Origin of the sequence: Streptomyces viridiviolaceus (assembly GCF_014650995.1) — a bacterium.
Taxonomy (GTDB): Bacteria; Actinomycetota; Actinomycetes; order Streptomycetales; family Streptomycetaceae; genus Streptomyces; species Streptomyces viridiviolaceus.
The window spans coordinates 229430-243774 of the sequence record NZ_BMWA01000001.1; the positions used below are offsets into that span (position 1 = coordinate 229430).

Genomic DNA, 14345 nt, shown 5'->3' on the forward strand with positions numbered 1-14345 from the left:
TGTCACCCGGAGCCGGTCTCCGGGTGGCAGGCGGCTCGCTCACGGGATGAGCTGGTACTCCGGGAAGTTGCCGGGCAGCCGCTCGCCGGCCGGCCCCCGGGTGACGGCGCGCACCAGCAGTTCGCCGCCGACGAACGCGCCGCGCCAAGAGGCGCCGAGTCCGCCGAACAGCTCGTCCCGGTCGCCGCGCGAGCGTGGTGTGCCGTGGCCGACCTTGAACGCGCGGATCTGCGGCGCCAGCCGCTCGTACGTCTCCCGGTCGTCCGTGGACAGCGTGGCCACCAGCGCGCCGTTGGAGGCGTTCATCGCGGCGAGCAGCTCGGCCTCGGTGTCGACCAGGACGATGGTGTCGACCGGGCCGAACGGTTCTGCGTGGTGCAGCGGGGAGGACGGCGGCGGGTTCAGGAGCGTGACCGGCTGGACGTAGGCGGAGGTGTCCTGGCCCGGCAGGAACCGTGCCTCTGACGCGTCGCCGCGGTGCAGGGGTACGGCACCGCGGTCGACGGCCTCGGTGACCTGGTCCTGCAGTTCCTTGGCCTTGGCCGCGTTGATCACCGGTCCGAAGTCCAGCGCGGGGTAGGGATCGCCGGGCCGCTCGACGGCGAGCGGGTGGCCGACGCGCACGGTACGGACCGCCGGGAGGTACGCCGCGAGGAAGTCGGCGAACAGCTCGCGCTGGACGACGAAGCGCGGGTACGCGGTGCAGCGCTGTTTGCCGTAGTCGAAGAGCTTGGGGATCACCGCTGTGAGTGCTTCCCAGTCGGTGTGGTTCCAGATGCCCCAGGTGTTGAGCCCCTCCTGTTCGAGGATGTGCCGTTTGCCGAGGTCGGCGACGGCCGTGGCGACGGCGGCGCCGGTGTCGCGGCCGCCGACGAAGGAGACGCAGCCGATCTCGGGGGCCCGCACCAGCGCCTCCGACAGCTCTCCTCCGCTGCCGCTGACGAGGGTGACGGGGATGCCCTCGCGGGCGGCGAGCGCGCAGGCCAGGGTCAGGCAGGCGACGCCGCCGTCGGTCGGGGTCTTGGCGATGACCGCGTTGCCGGCCAGTGCCTGGACCAGCATGGCGTGAACGAGCACGCTCATCGGGTAGTTCCAGCTGGCGATGTTGGACACCGGGCCGTCCAGCGGGGCCCGGCCGGCGAGCATCTCGTCGATGCCGTCGACGTACCAGCGCACGCCGTCGACGGCCCGGTCGACGTCGGCCTGGGCGAGCCGCCAGGGCTTGCCGATCTCCCAGACGAGGAGGAGGGCCAGCAGTTCGCGGTGTTCGGTGAGGGCGTCGAGGGTGGCGGCGACGCGGGCACGGCGTTCGGGCAGTGGGACGTGGCGCCAGGCCCGGTGCTGGTCGAGACAGGCGCGTACGGCTCGGTGGGCCGTTGCCCGGTCCAGGCGCGGCGGGCCGGCGACGGGGGTGCCGTCGACGGGGCTGAGGGCCGGCAGGACGCGGCCGTCGGCCTGCCAGGCGGCGTTCCAGAGGTTGAGGACGCGGTCGTCGCGGAAGGCCTCGGGGGCGGCGGCGAGGCAGCGCCGCCAGGCGTCGGCCCAGGAGGTGCCGGATTTGAGGGTGAGGGTGGGTGCCATGGGTGCTCCGCTCTCGGCGAGGTGCGGGACGGGGCTTCTCGTGCGTGCGGTCACGCACCGCCGGCCAGTACGGCGAGTACCTGCTGTGCGGTCTCGGTCGGCGTGCTGCCCACCTTGACGCCGGCCGCTTCCAGGGCCTCCTTCTTCGCCCGGGCCGTGCCGGACGAACCGGAGACGATGGCGCCCGCGTGGCCCATGGTCCTGCCCTCGGGGGCGGTGAAGCCGGCGATGTAGCCGACGACCGGCTTGGTGACGTGGTCCCGTATGTAGGCCGCCGCGCGTTCCTCCGCGTCGCCGCCGATCTCGCCGATGAGGACGATGAGATCGGTGTCGGGGTCGTCCTGGAAGGCGGCGAGGCAGTCGATGTGGGTGGTGCCGACGACCGGGTCGCCGCCGATGCCGACGCAGGTGGAGAACCCGATGTCGCGCAGTTCGTACATGAGCTGGTAGGTGAGGGTGCCGGACTTGGAGACCAGTCCGATGCGGCCGGGTTTGGCGATGTCGGCCGGGATGATGCCCGCGTTGGACTGACCGGGGCTGATCAGGCCGGGGCAGTTGGGGCCGATGATCCGGGTGCCCCGGGTCCTGGCGTGCGCGGTGAAGGCGACGGCGTCGTGGACGGGGATGCCCTCGGTGATGACCACGGCGAGGCCGATGCCGGCGTCGGAGGCTTCGAGGACCGCCGCCTTGGCGAAGGCGGGCGGCACGAAGACGACGGTGACGTCCGCGCCGGTGGCGTCGATGCCCTCGTGGACGGATCCGAAGACGGGCACCGAGCGGTCGTCGAAGTCCACGGCGCGGCCCGCCTTGCGCGGGTTCACTCCGCCGACGACGTTCGTGCCGGACGCCAGCATGCGCCGGGTGTGCTTCATGCCCTCGCCGCCGGTCATGCCCTGGACGAGGATCTTGCTCTCCTTGGTGAGGTGGATGGCCATGGTGTCCGTCTCCTCAGGTGGTGGCGAGTTGGGCGGCACGGCGGGCGGCGCCGTCCATGGTGGTGGCCTGCTCGACGAGCGGATGGGCGCGGGCGTCCAGGACGGCCCGACCGCGGGCGGCGTTGTTGCCGTCGAGGCGTACGACGAGCGGCTTGGTCAACCGGACCTCCTCCAGGGCCCGTACGATGCCGTCGGCGACCGCGTCGCAGGCGGTGATCCCCCCGAAGACGTTGACGAAGACGGACTTCACGGCCGGGTCGGAGAGGATGACGGACAGTCCGTCGGCCATGATCTGCGCGGACGCGCCGCCGCCGATGTCCAGGAAGTTGGCGGGGCGGGCGCCGCAGCCGGCGACCACGTCGAGGGTCGACATGACCAGGCCGGCGCCGTTGCCGATGATGCCGACCTCGCCGTCCAGCTTGACGTAGTTCAGGCCGAGCGCCGCGGCCCGGGCCTCCAGCGGGTCGTCCTGCTCCGCCGCTTCGGCGCCCCAGCGCGACTGGCGGAAACCGGCGTTGTCGTCGAGTGTGACCTTGCCGTCGAGGGCCACGATCCGGCCCTGTGCGGTGCGGACGAGCGGATTGACCTCGACCAGGAGGGCGTCCTCGCGGACCAGCACCTGCCACAGGCGGACGAGGACGTCGACGGTCTGCGGGGGCAGGCCGGCCGCCTCGGCGATCTCGGCCGCCTTCGCCGAGGTGACGCCCTCGGCCGGGTCGACGGGGACGCGCGCCACGGCCTCGGGCCGGGTGGCGGCGACCTCCTCGATCTCCATGCCGCCCTCCGCGGAGGCGATCGCGAGGAAGCGGCCGGCCGCGCGGTCGAGGACGTAGGAGACGTAGAACTCGCGGTCGATGTCGACCGGTTGGGCCAGCATCACCTTGCCGACCTTGTGCCCCTTGATGTCCATGCCGAGGATCCGACGTGCCGTCAACTCGGCGGCGGCCGGGTCGGCGGCGAGCCGCACACCGCCCGCCTTGCCCCTGCCGCCCGTCTTGACCTGGGCCTTCACGATCACGGTGCCGCCGAGTCGGCGGGCGATCTCGCGGGCGCCCCGGGGCGAGTCGGTGACCTCGGCCCTCGGTACGACGATGCCGTGTTCTTCGAAGAGTTCCCTTGCCTGGTGTTCGTACAGGTCCATTTCGGCTCCTGACTGAAAGTGCCGCACGCCCCCTGGACACCACCCACCGGATGCGGGATAACAAGCTTCATACAGTATTCGTCGACTGTATGCAATCTACTGGAGAGCGCCCCAACCCCTCATGGAAGGGACAGGACTTCGCCATGCCCGACGACACCACCCAGGACGTGATCTCCGGCGGTCACCTCGTTGCCAAGGCACTGAAGGCCGAGGGCGTCGACCGCATCTACACACTGTGCGGCGGCCACATCATCGATATCTACGACGGCTGCGTCGACGAGGGCATCGAGGTCGTCGACGTACGCCACGAGCAGGTCGCCGCCCACGCCGCCGACGGCTACGCGCGCATCACCGGCAAGCCCGGCTGCGCGGTGGTCACCGCGGGGCCCGGCACCACCGACGCCGTCACCGGTGTCGCCAACGCCTTCCGCGCGGAGTCGCCGATGCTGCTGATCGGCGGTCAGGGAGCGCTGACCCAGCACAAGATGGGGTCGCTGCAGGACCTGCCGCACGTCGACATGATGACGCCGATCACCAAGTTCGCGGCGGCCGTGCCCGACACGGCCCGGGCCGCGGACATGGTGTCCATGGCGTTCCGTGAGTGCTACCACGGGGCGCCCGGCCCCTCCTTCCTGGAGATCCCGCGCGACGTACTGGACGCCAAGGTGCCGGTGGACAAGGCGCGGGTGCCGAAGGCCGGCGCCTACCGAGCCTCGACCCGCTCCGCCGGCGATCCGGAGGCGATCGAGAAGCTCGCCGACCTCCTCGTGCACGCCGAGAAGCCGGCCGTCCTGCTCGGCAGCCAGGTGTGGACGACCCGGGGCACCGAGGCCGCCGTCGAACTCGTCCGCACCCTCAACATCCCCGCGTACATGAACGGCGCCGGCCGCGGCACCCTGCCGCCGGGCGACCCGCACCACTTCCAGCTCTCCCGCCGGTACGCCTTCTCCAACGCCGACGTCATCGTGATCGTCGGCACGCCCTTCGACTTCCGCATGGGCTACGGCAAGCGGCTGTCGCCGGACGCGACCGTCGTGCAGATCGACCTCGACTACCGCACCGTCGGCAAGAACCGCGACATCGACCTCGGCATCGTCGGCGACGCGGGCCTGGTGCTGAAGTCGGTGACGGAAGCCGCCTCCGGGCGGGTCAACGGCGGTGCGTCCCGGCGCAAGGAGTGGCTGGACGAGTTGCGGGCGGCCGAGCAGACCGCCCTCGACAAGCGGCTGCCGCAGCTGAGGTCGGACGCCTCCCCCATCCACCCCTACCGCCTGGTCAGCGAGATCAACGACTTCCTCACCGAGGACTCGATCTACATCGGCGACGGCGGCGACATCGTCACCTTCTCCGGGCAGGTCGTGCAGCCCAAGTCGCCGGGCCACTGGATGGACCCGGGTCCGCTGGGCACGCTCGGCGTCGGCGTCCCCTTCGTCCTGGCCGCCAAGCAGGCACGGCCGGACAAGGAGGTCGTCGCCCTCTTCGGCGACGGCGCCTTCTCGCTCACCGGCTGGGACTTCGAGACCCTCGTCCGATACGACCTCCCGTTCGTCGGCATCGTCGGCAACAACTCCTCCATGAACCAGATCCGCTACGGCCAGGCCGCCAAGTACGGCAAGGACCGCGAGCGGGTCGGCAACACCCTCGGCGACGTCGCCTACGACAAGTTCGCGCAGATGCTGGGCGGTCATGGCGAGGAGGTCCGCGACCCCGCCGACATCGGCCCCGCGCTGCGCCGGGCCCGCGAGTCCGGCAAGCCGTCGCTGATCAACGTCTGGGTCGACCCGGACGCGTACGCCCCCGGAACCATGAACCAGACGATGTACAAGTGAGGTGGGAACCCATGACTGGAACGCCGGCCAAGGCTCTCGAGGGCATCCGCGTCCTGGACATGACGCACGTGCAGTCCGGTCCCTCGGCGACCCAGCTGCTCGCCTGGCTCGGCGCGGACGTCGTCAAGCTGGAGGCGCCGACCGGTGACATCACGCGCAAGCAGTTGCGCGACCTGCCGGACGTCGACTCCCTCTACTTCACGATGCTCAACTGCAACAAGCGGAGCATCACCCTCAACACCAAGACCGAGCGCGGCAAGGAGATCCTCACCGAGCTGATCCGGCGCTCCGACGTCATGGTCGAGAACTTCGGGCCGGGCGCGGTGGACCGGATGGGCTTCACCTGGGACCGCATCAAGGAGATCAATCCTCGGATCGTCTATGCCTCCATCAAGGGTTTCGGCGACGGTCCGTACACCAACTTCAAGGCGTACGAAGTCGTCGCGCAGGCCATGGGCGGATCGATGTCCACCACCGGTTTCGAGGACGGGCCGCCGCTGGCGACGGGGGCCCAGATCGGCGACTCGGGCACGGGCGTGCACGCCGTGGCGGGCATCCTCGCGGCGCTGTACCAGCGCGAGCGCACCGGGCGCGGGCAGCGGGTGAACGTGGCCATGCAGCACGCGGTGCTCAACCTCTGCCGGGTGAAGCTGCGCGACCAGCAGCGCCTGAGCCATGGTCCACTCGCCGAATATCCCAACGAGGACTTCGGCGACGAGGTTCCCCGGTCCGGGAACGCGTCCGGCGGGGGCCAGCCGGGCTGGGCGGTGAAGTGCGCGCCGGGCGGCCCCAACGACTACGTGTACGTCATCGTGCAGCCGGTCGGCTGGAAGCCGCTCAGTGAGCTCATCGGCCGGCCGGAGCTGGCCGACGACCCCGAGTGGGCGACGCCGGAGGCCCGGCTGCCGAAGCTGAACAAGATGTTCCAGCTGATCGAGGAATGGTCCTCGACGCTGCCCAAGTGGGACGTGCTGGAGCGGCTGAACGCTCACAACATCCCGTGCGGGCCGATCCTGTCCACCAGGGAGATCATCGAGGACCCCTCGCTGGTCGCCAACGAGATGGTCGTCACCGTCCCGCACCCCGAGCGCGGCGAGTTCGTCACCGTCGGCAGCCCGCTGAAGCTCTCCGACTCCCCCGTCGACGTGGTGGCCTCCCCGCTGCTCGGCGAGCACAACGAAGAGGTCTACGTCGGTGAACTCGGCCTCGGGGACGAGGAGCTGCGCCTGCTCAAGTCGAACGGGGTGATCTGACGTGATGGCCGAGGACCGGACGCTGAAGGTCCGGGCGCTGCTGGACTCGGTGCGCGCCGATGGGCGCACCTCGCTCACCGCGCCCGAGGGCAAGGTGATCGCCGACGCCTACGGGATCGCCGTACCCGGTGAGGAGCTGGCGACCGACGTCGACGAGGCCGTGGCGTGCGCGGCGCGGTTCGGCGGGCCCGTGGTGATGAAGATCGTGTCGCCGGACATCCTGCACAAGACCGACGCCGGCGGTGTGATCGTCGGGGTGGAGGGGGCGGCGGACGTACGGGCGGCGTTCTGCCGGATCGTCGAGAACGCGCGGGCGTACGCCCCGGATGCGCGGATCGACGGCGTGCAGGTGCAGGAGCTGCTGCCGAAGGGGCAGGAGGTCATCGTCGGCGCGGTCACCGATCCGACGTTCGGGAAGGTGGTGGCGTTCGGGCTGGGCGGGGTGCTCGTCGAGGTGCTCAAGGACGTCACGTTCCGGCTGGCGCCGGTGGACGCCGACGAGGCGCTGTCGATGCTGGACTCGATCCGGTCGGCGGAGATCCTGCGCGGGGTGCGGGGCCAGGAGGGCGTGGACCGGTGGGCGGTCGCCGAGCAGATCCGCCGGGTGTCGCAACTCGTGGCGGACTTCCCGGAGATCGCCGAGGTGGACCTCAACCCGGTGATCGCCACCGCCGGCGGGGCAGTCGCCGCCGACATCCGGGTGATCCTCTCCACCACGACGCCGAAGGAGCGGCGCCGCTACTCGCGCGAGGAGATCCTGACCTCCATGCGCCGGCTGATGCAGCCGCGTTCGGTGGCGGTGATCGGTGCGTCCAACGAGCAGGGCAAGATCGGCAACTCTGTGATGCGCAACCTCGTCGACGGCGGTTTCGCCGGGGAGATCCATCCGGTGAATCCCAAGGCCGATGACATTCTGGGCCGCAAGGCGTACAAGAGTGTCACCGACGTTCCCGGTGAGGTGGATGTGGCGGTCTTCGCGATACCCGCCCGGTTCGTGGCCTCGGCACTGGAAGAGGTGGGGCGCAAGCGGATCCCGAACGCCGTACTGATCCCCTCCGGGTTCGCGGAGACCGGTGAGCACGAACTCCAGGAGGAGATCGTGGCGATCGCCGAGCGGCACGGCGTCCGGCTGCTCGGGCCCAACATCTACGGCTACTACTCGACCTGGCAGGACCTGTGCGCCACGTTCTGCACGCCGTACGACGTCAAGGGCGGGGTCGCGCTGACCAGCCAGTCGGGCGGCATCGGGATGGCCATCCTGGGTTTCGCGCGCACCACCAAGACGGGGGTGTCGGCGATCGTCGGCCTGGGCAACAAGTCGGACCTGGACGAGGACGACCTGCTGACCTGGTTCGGCGAGGACCCGCACACCGAGTGCATCGCGATGCACCTGGAGGACCTCAAGGACGGGCGCGCGTTCGTCGAGGCCGCGCGGCAGACCGTGCCGAAGAAGCCGGTCGTGGTGCTGAAGGCCGGGCGTACGGCGGCGGGCGCGAAGGCGGCGGGCTCGCACACCGGCGCCCTGGCGGGCGACGACGCGGTGTACGACGACATCCTGCGGCAGGCGGGCGTCATCCGGGCGCCGGGCCTGAACGACATGCTGGAGTACGCGCGCGCGTTGCCGGTGCTGCCCACTCCGCGGGGCGACAACGTGGTGATCATCACCGGGGCCGGCGGCAGCGGGGTGCTGCTGTCGGACGCGGTGACGGACAACGGGCTGTCGCTGATGGAGATCCCGGCCGACCTGGACGCGGCGTTCCGGGAGTTCATCCCGCCGTTCGGGGCCGCGGGCAACCCGGTGGACATCACCGGGGGCGAGCCGCCGTCGACGTACGAGGCGACGATCCGGCTGGGCCTCACGGACCCGCGCATCCACGCGCTGGTGCTCGGTTACTGGCACACGATCGTCACTCCTCCCATGGTGTTCGCCGAACTCACCGCGCGCGTGGTGGCCGAGTTCCGTGAGCGCGGGATCGAGAAGCCGGTGGTGGCGTCCCTCGCGGGCGACGTGGAGGTGGAGGAGGCCTGCCAGTACCTCTTCGAACGCGGTGTCGTGGCGTACCCGTACACCACCGAGAAGCCGGTGGCCGTGCTGGGCGCCAAGTACCGGTGGGCGCGGGCCGCGGGGTCGTTGGGGGGCGGCTCATGACGTGAGGCAGCGAGGGGCCGGCCGACGGGTGCGCGTCGGCCGGCCCCGGGGACCCGCGCGCGCACGAAAGGCATTGGACAGGGGGCGCTGGCCAGAACTTTCGACGCAAGGGGTGCAAACGACATGACAACCACCGATGTCACACGGGTCGCCACCTACCGGGAGGTGACCGACAGGAACGGACGCGTCTATCGCGTGGGCGAGTCCGACATCGACATCATGGGGCGCAAGCGCAAGTGGATGGTGATCCTGCCCTGGATCGGCATGATGGGCATCTCCTCCGCCGAGTACGCGTTCGCGTCCGCCGAGGACACGCTCCACGAGGCCCACCACTGGTCCAGCGGCAGCATCTACTGGATGATGACCGCCTGGGTGTTCTGCCAGGCCGCGGTCGCCTTTCCGGCGGGGCGGCTGCGTGAGAACGGCAAACTGCCCGCGCGCTGGGCGATGATGCTGGGCTCGGCCGGCACGCTGCTCGGCTACCTGTCGCTGGCCTTCGCGCCGCACGTCGCGCTCGCCTTCATCGGGTTCGGCGTGTTCAGCGGCATGGGCGCGGGCATGGTGTACGCGACCTGCGTCAACATGGTCGGCAAGTGGTACCCGGAGCGCAGGGGCGGCAAGACCGGCTTCGTCAACGGCGGTTTCGCCTACGGCTCGGTGCCGTTCGTCTTCATCTTCCACGGCTACATGGACGGCTCCAACTTCCGCTGGGTGCTGGTCTCGGCGGGTGTCTTCCTCGCCGCGGTGGTGGCCATCGCCGGCTTCTACTTCCGGGACCCGCCCAAGAACTGGTGGCCGGCCTCCGTCGACCCGCTGAACCCGCCGGACGACCCGCGGGCCCGGCGTTCGCTGGAGAAGAACCCCCCGGCCGTCAAGCAGTACTCCCCGCTGGAGGCCTGGAAGACCGGGCGGGTGGCGCTGATGTGGTTCTGTCTGGCCTGCACCTCCGGCGTGAACATCTTCGGCATCGCCTTCCAGGTCGACATCGGTGAGGACGCGGGCTTCGCGGCCGGCATCGTGGCCACCGCGATGTCGCTGAAGGCGATCGTCAACGGCACCGGGCGCGGCGTCATCGGCTGGCTCTCCGACCTCTACGGCCGCAAGCAGTGCCTGCTCTACGTGTGCGCGATCCTGGGCCTCGCCCAGTTCGGCATCATCTGGTCGGCCGAGATCAAGAACCTGCCGCTGTTCCTGATCTTCTCCGCCATCTCCGGCTTCGGCGGCGGAGCCATCTTCCCGATGTTCGCGGCGCTGACGGCTGACTACTTCGGCGAGAACAACAACGCCACCAACTACGGGATGGTCTACAGCTCCAAGCTCGTCTCCGGACTGGGCGCCGGCATGGGGGCCGTGGTCGTCGGCGCCTGGGGCTACAACGGCGCCTTCACCCTGGCGGGCTGCATCTCGCTCTTCGCCGGATTCGTGGCGCTGTTCCTGCAGCCACCGGGGCGCTCGAAGGGCAAGCGCGTCACGCCCAACCCCCGGCCACTCGGCGAGGGATGACCTGACGAGGCTTCCGTCGCACGGACCGGGCGGCCCCTCCTCCAGCACGCGGGAGGGGCCGCCCGGTCCGTGTTCCGGGTCAGCGGCGGCGCTTGCGCAGGGCCGCCATGTTGTCGTAGCTGATCTTGGCTTCCCGCAGCGACTGCGCGGGGTCGGTGGCGCTCGGGGAGTTGTCGTCCTCGACCATCGGGTTGTGGTAGTTCCGCTGCCCGACCCGCGAGAAGAACGTCGTGTAGTCGATGACGCCGGTCCCGAAGGGCACCATGTCGTAGCCCATGCCGTTGGTCGTGCTGACGACGCCGTCCTTGGCGTGGAACAGCGGGTAGCGCTTGTTGTTGCGGACGACCAGGCCGGCCGGGTCGAAGACGTTCTTCCGGGTGGAGCCGTCGTGTGCGGTGTACGTGTGGAACTTGTACTGGGCGACGTGCGCCCAGAAGATGTCCATCTCCAGCCAGACCACCCTGGGGTCGGTGATCTTGAGGAAGTACTCCAGCTTCCGGATGCCGGAGCTGCGGGTCGGCCGGCCCTGGTCGTCCAGCGGGCCGCCGTCGAGCAGGAAGCCGTAGGCGCTGTCGTGGTTGTGGGTGTAGAGCTTGATGCCCTCGCGGCGGGCGATCTCACCGAGGGCGTTCCACTTGTCGGCGGCCACGTCCCAGTCGGCGCGGTAGGAACTGCCGGTGGGGTCGCCGCCGGTGCCCATGTGGTCCATGCCGATGATGTTGGCGATCTCGAGGTGCTTCTTGAAGGTGTCCAGGTCCGCGGTGGTCAGCGGCCAGGACGGCGGTATGAAGCCGTGGTTGCCCTGGGCGCGCAGACCGTACTCGTCGAGCCAGGAGCGCAGCAGCCTGGCGCCCTCGACGGTTTCCAGGTTGGCGCCGCCGGGGGCGTTCGCGTGCTGGCGGTAGCCGGCGAACTCCACCTGGCGGTAGCCGTGGCGGGCCAGCTGCTTGAACACCTCGCGGAAGCCGGAGGGCAGGTCCGTGGCGAGCGGGTCGCGGGCGGTGGCGTCACGGACGGTGTAGAGGATGATGCCGCGCTTGTGCGCCGGGACGAGGATCTGCCCGCCCTGCCCGGGCTCGTGCGGGTTGCCTCTGTCGGCGTCCTGGGCCAGGGCGGGGCCGGCGCCGAAGACGGGGGCCGCGACGGCACCGGCCGCCACGGCGGTGCAGGTGCTGAGGAAACTGCGCCGGCCCACACCGAGGGTGCGGCGCAGTCCCTCGTCGGGAGCGTCGGCGGCGGAGGCGCTCGCCTCGGTGCGGGAGGGGTCGGAGTACAGGGTCACGAGTGGCCTGCCTTCTCGGTCGTGGCCGGTTCCGGTCCCGCCGGGACCGGCCGTTGTCAGTGCCGTGTGTTTCACTCTCGGTAGTCGGGTCTCGGGTGCCGTACCTGCTGGTGCGTCAGCCGAGTCCGGCGAGCCGGAGCAGGAGTTGCTTGACGTCGGTGGCCGCTACGCGGTCGCCGACAGCGCGGGGGGTGGAGCAGATGAGGAGCGGACCGTCGTCGTCGCTCGCGGGGAGGCGGCCGTGGCTGCCGCGAATAGGTGAGGCGTCGAGGGGCACGACCGCCATGCGGTAGCGCATGCCGAGCTTCTTGCGGGCCAGGGCGGTGGCCGCCTTGACCTTGACGTAGGGGTCGAGCGGGTCCATGAAGAGCTCGACCGGGTCGTAGCCGGGTTTGCGGTGGATCTCGACGAGCTGCGCGAAGTCGGGCGCGCGGTCGTCGTCGAGCCAGTAGTAGTACGTGAACCAGGCGTCCGGCTCCGCGACGGCGACGAGTTCACCGGCGCGCGGATGGTCGAGGTGGTGGGCCTTCTTGCCCTCGTCGTCGAGGAGTTGCCCGATGCCGGGCAGGCCGTCGAGGGCGGCCCTGGCCGCATCGAGGTCCTCGGGCCGGCGGACGTACACGTGGGCGATCTGGTGGTCGGCGACCGCGAAGGCGCGGGAGGCCATCGGGTCGAGGTATTCCATGCCGTCCTGGGTGTGCACCTCCAGCAGTCCGGCGCGGCGCAGGGCGCGGTTGATGTCCACGGGCCGGTTCACGCGGGTGATGCCGTACTCGGACAGCGCGACGACGGTGCGGCCTTCGGCGCGGGCGTCGTCGAGGAGCGGGGCCAGCGCCGCGTCCAGGTCGGCCGCGGCCTGCAGGGAGCGCGGGTCGTCGGGGCCGAAGCGCTGCAGGTCGTAGTCGAGGTGAGGGAGGTAGCACAGGGTCAGGTCGGGGTGCCGGGTGCGCATGATGTGCCGGGTGGCGCCGATGATCCATTGGCTGGAGACCAGGTCCGCGCCGGGTCCCCAGAAGTGGAAGAGCGGGAACGTGCCGAGCTTCTCGGTGAGTTCGTCGTGCAGGGCCGGGGGCCGGGTGTAGCAGTCGGGTTCCTTGCGGCCGTCGGCGTAGTAGACGGGACGGGGGGTGACGGTGATGTCGGTGTCGGCGCCCATGGCGTACCACCAGCAGATGTTGGCGACGGTGTAGCCGGGGTGGGCGCGGCGGGCGGCGTCCCACAGCTTGTCGCCGGCGACGAGTCCGTTGTGCTGGCGCCACAGCAGGACGTCGCCGAGTTCACGGAAGTACCAACCGTTGCCGACGACGCCGTGCTCGGAGGGCATCGTGCCGGTGAGGAAGGTCGACTGGGCGGCGCAGGTGACGGCGGGCAGGACGGTGCCCAGCGGCGCGCGGGAGCCGGACTGGCCGAGCGCCTTGAGGTGGGGCATGTGGTCGAGGAGACGGGGGGTGAGGCCGACGACGTCGAGGACGAGCAGGGGGGTCGGTCCGTCGGGTGGGGTCATGGCAGTTCCTTCAGGCCGAGGTCGGTCAGCAGGTCGCGGGCGAGGGCGAGCTCGGCGGCGATGCCGTCGGTGAGCTGGGCGCGGGCGCGGGGCCGCAGCTCGGGTGGTAGGGCCTGCCAGGTGTAGGTCTCGACCTCCAGGTGGCGGGTGAGCGGGTGCGGGCCGCCGACGAGCCGGGTGAGTGCGGCCTTCAGGACGGGGAGCGTGGAGGTGAGGGGCGCGGCGGGGGCCGCGTGCAGCGGGACGTGGAAGTGGGCGCGCCAGGGCGTCGTGTCGGGCAGGGCGTCGCCCACCAGGGCCTCGTCGAGGTCGTCGGTGCCGTGGAGGCCGGTGGCGGTCGCGGCGCGGGTCTGGTGCAGGAAGCGTGGCTCGGCGAAGGCGGCGAGGGATGCGCGGACTTCGGGGAGACGGGGGTGTTCGGCGTGCAGGGCGGCGGAGAGCTGGGACTTGACGACGGGGACGCGGGCCTCGGTGAGGGCGTCCAGGGCGGTGTGCGGGTCTTCGAAGGAGGTGGCGAGGTGGCAGGTGTCGACGCAGATCCCGATGCGGTCGTGGCCGATCGCGGTCAGCGGGGCGATGGCGTCGTGTGTCGTCTCGACGACGCAGCCCGGTTCGGGCTCCAGTCCGACGCGGATGGAGCGGCCGGTCAGTTCCTGCAGGGCGTCCAGGCGTTCGGCGAGGGTGACCAGGGCGGTGCGGGCCTTGTCGGCGCGCGCGTCGTCGTAGGCGGTGCGCCAGGCCAGCGGCAGCGTGGAGATGCTGCCGTCGGTGACGTCTTCGGGCAGGAGTCCGGCGAGGACCCGGGCCAGCGCGGTGGTGTGCTCCAGTCGCTCGGGGTCGGCCCAGTCCGGCTTGTAGACGCGGTACTTGACCTCCTCGGCACCGAAGCCCTCGTACGGGAAGCCGTTGAGGGTGACGACCTCCAGACCGCGCCGGTCGAGTTCGGTGCGCAGGCCGCGCAGTGCGGAGGGGTCGGTGACCAGGGCGTGGGCGGCGTCGTGGGCGAGCCACAGGCCGATGCCGAGGCGGTCGCGGCCGAGCCGGCGGCGGACGGGCTCGCAGTGGTCGCGGAGCTGGGCGAGGACGCCGTCGAGGGTCTCGGCGGGGTGGACGTTGGTGCAGTAGGCGAGGTGGACGGTGGAGCCGTCGGGGTGCCGGAAACGCATCG

General features: G+C 70.8%; 10 protein-coding genes. 4 read left to right on the top strand and 6 right to left on the bottom strand.

The features are described 5' to 3' along the window. Positions 1 to 39: 39 nt before the first annotated feature. The 3 genes from IE260_RS00860 to sucC are packed head-to-tail and all read right to left on the bottom strand — an operon-like array spanning position 40 to position 3657. A complete protein-coding gene (locus IE260_RS00860) occupies positions 40 to 1581 on the bottom strand; it encodes an aldehyde dehydrogenase family protein (RefSeq protein WP_189868447.1) in 1542 nt (513 codons plus the stop codon). A gap of 50 nt (positions 1582 to 1631) precedes the next feature. Further along, a complete protein-coding gene (gene sucD, locus IE260_RS00865; protein ID WP_189868448.1) occupies positions 1632 to 2516 on the bottom strand; it encodes a succinate--CoA ligase subunit alpha in 885 nt (294 codons plus the stop codon). 13 nt (positions 2517 to 2529) lie between these two features. Then, entirely contained in the window at positions 2530 to 3657 is a 1128-nt protein-coding gene (gene sucC / locus IE260_RS00870) for an ADP-forming succinate--CoA ligase subunit beta (protein ID WP_189868449.1), read from the bottom strand. A 143-nt stretch (positions 3658 to 3800) separates the two neighbouring features. Here sucC and IE260_RS00875 point away from each other — a divergent pair, with 143 nt between their 5' ends. From IE260_RS00875 to IE260_RS00890, 4 genes are all read left to right on the top strand, one after another. Further along, positions 3801 to 5486 carry a thiamine pyrophosphate-binding protein gene (locus IE260_RS00875; protein WP_189868450.1) on the top strand — a complete coding sequence of 562 codons (1686 nt, stop codon included), beginning with the start codon at positions 3801 to 3803 and terminating at the stop codon, positions 5484 to 5486. A gap of 11 nt (positions 5487 to 5497) precedes the next feature. Then, positions 5498 to 6739: a formyl-CoA transferase gene (gene frc / locus IE260_RS00880; RefSeq protein ID WP_189868451.1), complete on the top strand. Its 1242-nt coding sequence runs from the start codon at positions 5498 to 5500 to the stop codon at positions 6737 to 6739. A gap of 4 nt (positions 6740 to 6743) precedes the next feature. Further along, on the top strand, positions 6744 to 8888 hold the full coding sequence (locus IE260_RS00885) for an acetate--CoA ligase family protein (RefSeq protein ID WP_189868452.1): 2145 nt from the start codon (positions 6744 to 6746) through the stop codon (positions 8886 to 8888). Positions 8889 to 9011: 123 nt separating this feature from the next. Next, positions 9012 to 10391, top strand: a complete 1380-nt coding sequence (locus IE260_RS00890; RefSeq protein ID WP_189868453.1) for an OFA family MFS transporter — start codon at positions 9012 to 9014, stop codon at positions 10389 to 10391. A 79-nt stretch (positions 10392 to 10470) separates the two neighbouring features. Here IE260_RS00890 and IE260_RS00895 read toward each other — a convergent pair whose 3' ends face one another. The 3 genes from IE260_RS00895 to eboE all read right to left on the bottom strand — a co-directional run bounded on the left by IE260_RS00895 (position 10471) and on the right by eboE (position 14343). Beyond that, positions 10471 to 11673, bottom strand: a complete 1203-nt coding sequence (locus tag IE260_RS00895) for a sugar phosphate isomerase/epimerase family protein (RefSeq protein ID WP_189868454.1) — start codon at positions 11671 to 11673, stop codon at positions 10471 to 10473. Between the two features lie 115 nt (positions 11674 to 11788). Then, the gene (locus IE260_RS00900; protein ID WP_189868455.1) at positions 11789 to 13177 is read right to left on the bottom strand and encodes an alkaline phosphatase family protein; all 1389 of its coding nucleotides are present in this window, start codon (positions 13175 to 13177) and stop codon (positions 11789 to 11791) included. Further along, on the bottom strand, positions 13174 to 14343 hold the full coding sequence (eboE, locus tag IE260_RS00905; protein WP_189868456.1) for a metabolite traffic protein EboE: 1170 nt from the start codon (positions 14341 to 14343) through the stop codon (positions 13174 to 13176). Before eboE ends, IE260_RS00900 begins: the two co-directional genes overlap by 4 nt. Positions 14344 to 14345 lie beyond the last annotated feature (2 nt).

Excerpts from the sequence above, each read along its gene's own strand:
- IE260_RS00860 (WP_189868447.1), bottom strand. The coding sequence starts at position 1,581 with ATGGCACCCACCCTCACCCTCAAATCCGGCACCTCCTGGGCCGACGCC.
- sucD (WP_189868448.1), bottom strand. The coding sequence starts at position 2,516 with ATGGCCATCCACCTCACCAAGGAGAGCAAGATCCTCGTCCAGGGCATG.
- sucC (WP_189868449.1), bottom strand. The coding sequence starts at position 3,657 with ATGGACCTGTACGAACACCAGGCAAGGGAACTCTTCGAAGAACACGGC.
- IE260_RS00875 (WP_189868450.1), top strand. The coding sequence starts at position 3,801 with ATGCCCGACGACACCACCCAGGACGTGATCTCCGGCGGTCACCTCGTT.
- frc (WP_189868451.1), top strand. The coding sequence starts at position 5,498 with ATGACTGGAACGCCGGCCAAGGCTCTCGAGGGCATCCGCGTCCTGGAC.
- IE260_RS00885 (WP_189868452.1), top strand. The coding sequence starts at position 6,744 with ATGGCCGAGGACCGGACGCTGAAGGTCCGGGCGCTGCTGGACTCGGTG.
- IE260_RS00890 (WP_189868453.1), top strand. The coding sequence starts at position 9,012 with ATGACAACCACCGATGTCACACGGGTCGCCACCTACCGGGAGGTGACC.
- IE260_RS00900 (WP_189868455.1), bottom strand. The coding sequence starts at position 13,177 with ATGACCCCACCCGACGGACCGACCCCCCTGCTCGTCCTCGACGTCGTC.
- eboE (WP_189868456.1), bottom strand. The coding sequence starts at position 14,343 with ATGCGTTTCCGGCACCCCGACGGCTCCACCGTCCACCTCGCCTACTGC.